Annotated in this window: 4 protein-coding genes; 1 reads left to right on the forward strand and 3 read right to left on the reverse strand. The window is 61.8% G+C overall.

Going from position 1 to position 4,087, the window contains the following annotated elements; genetic code table 11:
- Positions 1 to 661 (forward strand): porin (locus AC1D0Z_RS17075; RefSeq protein ID WP_477659410.1); only part of this gene is annotated, 661 nt, incomplete at its 5' end.
- A gap of 117 nt (positions 662 to 778) precedes the next feature.
- Here the strand turns inward: AC1D0Z_RS17075 and AC1D0Z_RS17080 are convergent.
- The 3 genes from AC1D0Z_RS17080 to AC1D0Z_RS17090 form a co-directional block, all read right to left on the reverse strand.
- A complete protein-coding gene (locus tag AC1D0Z_RS17080) occupies positions 779 to 1,951 on the reverse strand; it encodes an acyltransferase family protein (protein WP_477659411.1) in 1,173 nt (390 codons plus the stop codon).
- Positions 1,858 to 2,955 (reverse strand): patatin-like phospholipase family protein, encoded by a 1,098-nt coding sequence (locus tag AC1D0Z_RS17085; protein ID WP_477659412.1) that lies wholly within the window; start codon positions 2,953 to 2,955, stop codon positions 1,858 to 1,860. The genes AC1D0Z_RS17080 and AC1D0Z_RS17085 overlap by 94 nt, the downstream gene beginning before the upstream one ends.
- A gap of 156 nt (positions 2,956 to 3,111) precedes the next feature.
- A partial coding sequence (locus AC1D0Z_RS17090) for a helix-hairpin-helix domain-containing protein (RefSeq protein WP_477659413.1) occupies positions 3,112 to 4,087 on the reverse strand: 976 nt, incomplete at its 5' end.

The raw sequence follows: 4,087 nt of genomic DNA on the forward strand, positions 1-4,087 counted from the left end.
CTATTACGCGGGCCCCGGCGTGGGCATCAACGGCGGCTCCCCCGCCGATGCCACCACGCGCCGCGACAATTCCATCCAGTACACCACGCCGACCTGGAACGGCTTCAAGGCCAATGTCTTTTATGCATTTGGCGAGTCGAATGGTGTCGGCCAGCCGAAATCTACCGGCAATACGCTCAACCTCGCGGCGGGCTATAGCAGCAGCACGCTGGCGGCGCAAGTGAGCTACCTCACGGAAAAAACCGTTTACCTGTTAGGCAACACCGATAAGTACACCGACGTTGCCGTTTCCTACGATTTTGGCTTCATCAAGCCGTCGGCCATCTTTGTGCGCCGTCGCGGCGATACGACCGGGGCGCCGGCCCTCGACGCCTACCAGATCRGCGCCTCGGCACCTGTCGGCGTAGGCAAGCTGATTGCCACCTATGGCCAGCTCAAAAACAAGACCACGGCCAGCGCAGATTCGAAGGCCCTAGGTGTGCGCTACGACTATCCGCTGTCCAAACGGACCACGATCTACGGCGGCGCAACCAAGATCAGCAACCAGGCCAATGCCGGCTATACCATCAGCGGCGGCGGCGGCAGTTCGGCGGGCCTGGCACTCTCAGCCGTCGGCCAAAGCCCGAAGTCGCTGTATGTGGGTATTGCACACGTGTTTTGACGCCGTTGCTTTAAGCTGAACCCGAAACTTTCCGGAACGGCCGCATGACGCGTATGTCATGCGGCTTTTTTTATGTCTTTTGCCGGAGCGGGCCGTAGTCTCGACCCATCGCGGGGTTCACGCAGACGCGGCCGAGGGCACCGGCCTCGCCTTGCTCCGCTGACGTATGGGGCGCTCAATGTACCTCTCACTCAGCAGTGCCAGCGCGAATGCACCAGCGAGGATCACAATAGCCAGCGCCAGGCGGCCGGGCACCGGCCATTCGTCAGGGCCGGGGATTCCCAGCCGCGGAAAAATGGCAAAGGTCAGGCCAAAGTAAATCACCGGATGCAGCAGATAAACACCATAGGTGGCATCGCCGAGATGCTGCGCGGCGCCGGCCAGGCTGCTTTTCAACCTCAKACGGCTTGCCAGATAGACCAGTGCAAAACACAGCGAAGCTAAAACGATACCGTGCCAGCCGGTCAGTTCCTCGCCTTGCCGGGCAGGATTGGTTGCCAGCATCAATCCGAAACCGGCCAGAATGAAGCCAAGGCCCGCGGCAGTCGGAATGTGCTTGAAGAAGCCACGGCGCTGAGCCATGCCCAGCATGCACCCTCCCATGAAGTACGCCGCAAAAGCCGGTACCTGGTGGTATGCCTCCGCGTTTGCCGAGTACCCCTGCGGGCTTCCTACGGTCAGCTGTATCCAGCACAACTGGAGGACCAGGAGCGAAGCAAAAACCGCCCAGGCAGTCCAGCGCGTCCGCAAACTCATGATGAGGACTGGAAAGAGCAGGTAAAAAATGGCCTCGATGCCTAGCGACCAGCCGCCGATGAGCACCGCGTGCGTGGCAGGGTTGTAAAACCCGAAGAGGAAGGTCGCGTTGCCGAAATACCTGGCGAGAAGCTCCATCGTCGCGCCCTCTTTCATCCATTTCCAGGGCAGGAGCAAAAGCATCAACGCCACATACAGCGGGGCCAGGCGGAGATAACGCACCCACAAAAAATTCCGGAAGGAAAACTGTCCTGAATGAATGCGGTCCGCATAGGTGTATGCCAGGCTCGCACCGGAAAGCACAAAAAAAAGGTAAACCCCGTAACTTCCAAAGGCGTGAATGGCGGCCACGCCCTGCCACAAAAGGAGATGGTAGATACCTACACAGATTGCGCTCAACCCCCGCAGCAAGTCCCATCCCAGCACACGTTCCGGCAATTTCATAAATGATGGACCTGGTGAATGTCCGGGCGCTCCAGCCATCGGGCATATTCCTCGGCAAGTTGCCCGGCTTTCGATGTCGCCACCGACCATGCCCGGATGCGTGCCTGGAGATCAGTGCCATAACGCGTGAAATCCGTGCGATCCGGGAGCTTGCCGCCGGGCAAGGTCCGGACCCAGTCGGGGTTGGGAGCCAGCAGCACCATGTTGTCGAGGAAATGGGTCGCGCCGTGGCGCCACTTCAGGCCCTTGTCGAGCCAGCCGGGCACCACCGCTCTCTGGAAGTGCGGGTACAGCACCRAGCCTGGCGATGACCCCCCCACTTCTCCGGTACCGCCGCGATGGTAGTTCAGGTGCAGGTGGTAGTCGGTGATGCCGCCATCCCAGTAGGCGCCGGGYGGYSCGCCGGGMAYGTTGYGSACSGAGCGCARCACAAARGGAATSGAGCAGCTGGCYTGCAGYGCSGGCTGRAAGTTGGCCTCATCCATCGGCACCTGGCGGGTCCGGTAATCAGCGGTCGCAAACGGCAAGGCCGCGTTCTGCGTGGAGAACACAACGCGCTCCAGCCATGCGCCCATGGCCTTGCGGTGCAGGCTGTTGGTGAGGAAGGCACCGAAATAGCCCAATGGCGTGGCCACCTTGTGTTCACGGCCCAGCATGTGGCGGCCCCGCGAGGTGACGATGTGCAGCCGATAACGCGGGTGGCGAATCACCTCCTGCACCCTGCCCCCATAGAACACCTTCAGGCTCTGGCCGAACTGTTCACTGACGGCATCCGCCGTCGGGCGTTTCTGGCCGGGCTGGAGTTCGTAATGCTGGTGGATGTAGTCGGTCTCAAGGCGCTGGAATGCAGCCGCCGGGTTGCTCAGGCAGGCCGTGGCCATGCGCCATGCACCTATAGACGCGCCGACCAGGTCCACCGGATGGCTGCTTTTTGCCAGCCAGTCACCAAAGATAAAGCGGTCGAGTGCGCCGAGAATCAACCCCTTGGGCCCGCCCGCAGCCCCGGGCACCACGGCAATATCTGCCGGTTTGAGGCCGTTTTGCTCGATATGCCGGCGAGCCTTGGGGCCGGCGTAGATGCGGAGGGCTTGCATGAGGATGGTTGGTTGCTATTATTTTGATAGCTGGTCGCGCCCGTCAGTAAAGCGCCAGGGCCTGATTTAACCCTAAAAACGCGTCGTTGGATGCTTTTCAGCCGGCCCGCACGGACAGCGAGCGCATCAAGGACGCGTCAGGAGCCTTCAAGTTCATTATTTTTTCAACGCCGCCAGCTTGCTGAATGCCGACTCCATGGCAGTGGCGGCAACCGGCTGCGGCCCACCTGGACGTCCGCCGCCGTAGTTGCCGCCCCGGCTTTGCCCGCCTGGCCGCGCGCTTTCGAAACGGTTGTCACGCGGCCCATCGCGGCGGGCCGGTGCGGCGTCGAGCTTCATGGTCAGACCAATGCGCTTGCGCGCCACGTCGACCTCGGTGACGCGCACTTTCACGATGTCGCCGGTTTTCACCACTTCGCGTGCGTCGGTCACGAACTTGTTGGAAAGCTGGCTCACATGGACCAGGCCGTCCTGGTGCACACCGATGTCAATGAATGCGCCAAAGGCCGCCACGTTGCTGACCGTACCTTCCAGCGTCATGCCTTCTTTCAAATCCTTGATGTCTTCGACGCCGTCGTTGAAGCGGGCCACCTTGAAGTCGGGGCGCGGGTCGCGGCCGGGTTTCTCCAGTTCGGCAATGATGTCCTTGACGGTGATGACCCCGAATTGCTCGTTGGCAAACAGCTCGGGCTTCAGGGTCTTGAGCATCTCGGCCCGGCCCATCAGCTCGGCCACCGGCTTGCCGGTGTGGGCCATGATCTTTTCGACGACTGGATAGGTCTCGGGGTGCACGCCGGTCATGTCCAGCGGGTTGCTGCTGCTGCGCAGTCGCAGGAAGCCCGCGCTCTGCTCAAAAGTCTTGGCGCCCAGGCCGGTCACCTTGAGCAAGTCAGCGCGCGAGGCAAATGCGCCATTGGCATCGCGCCAGCGCACCACCGATTTGGCCACCGTTTGCGACAGGCCCGACACCCGGGCCAGCAGCGGCACGCTGGCGGTATTCAGGTCCACGCCCACGCTGTTCACGCAGTCTTCGACCACGGTGTCCAGGCTGCGCGCCAGGTCGCTCTGGTTCACATCGTGCTGGTACTGGCCCACGCCGATCGATTTCGGGTCGATCTTGACCAGTTCGGCC

Source organism: Polaromonas sp. P1_E3 (genome assembly GCF_056405935.1).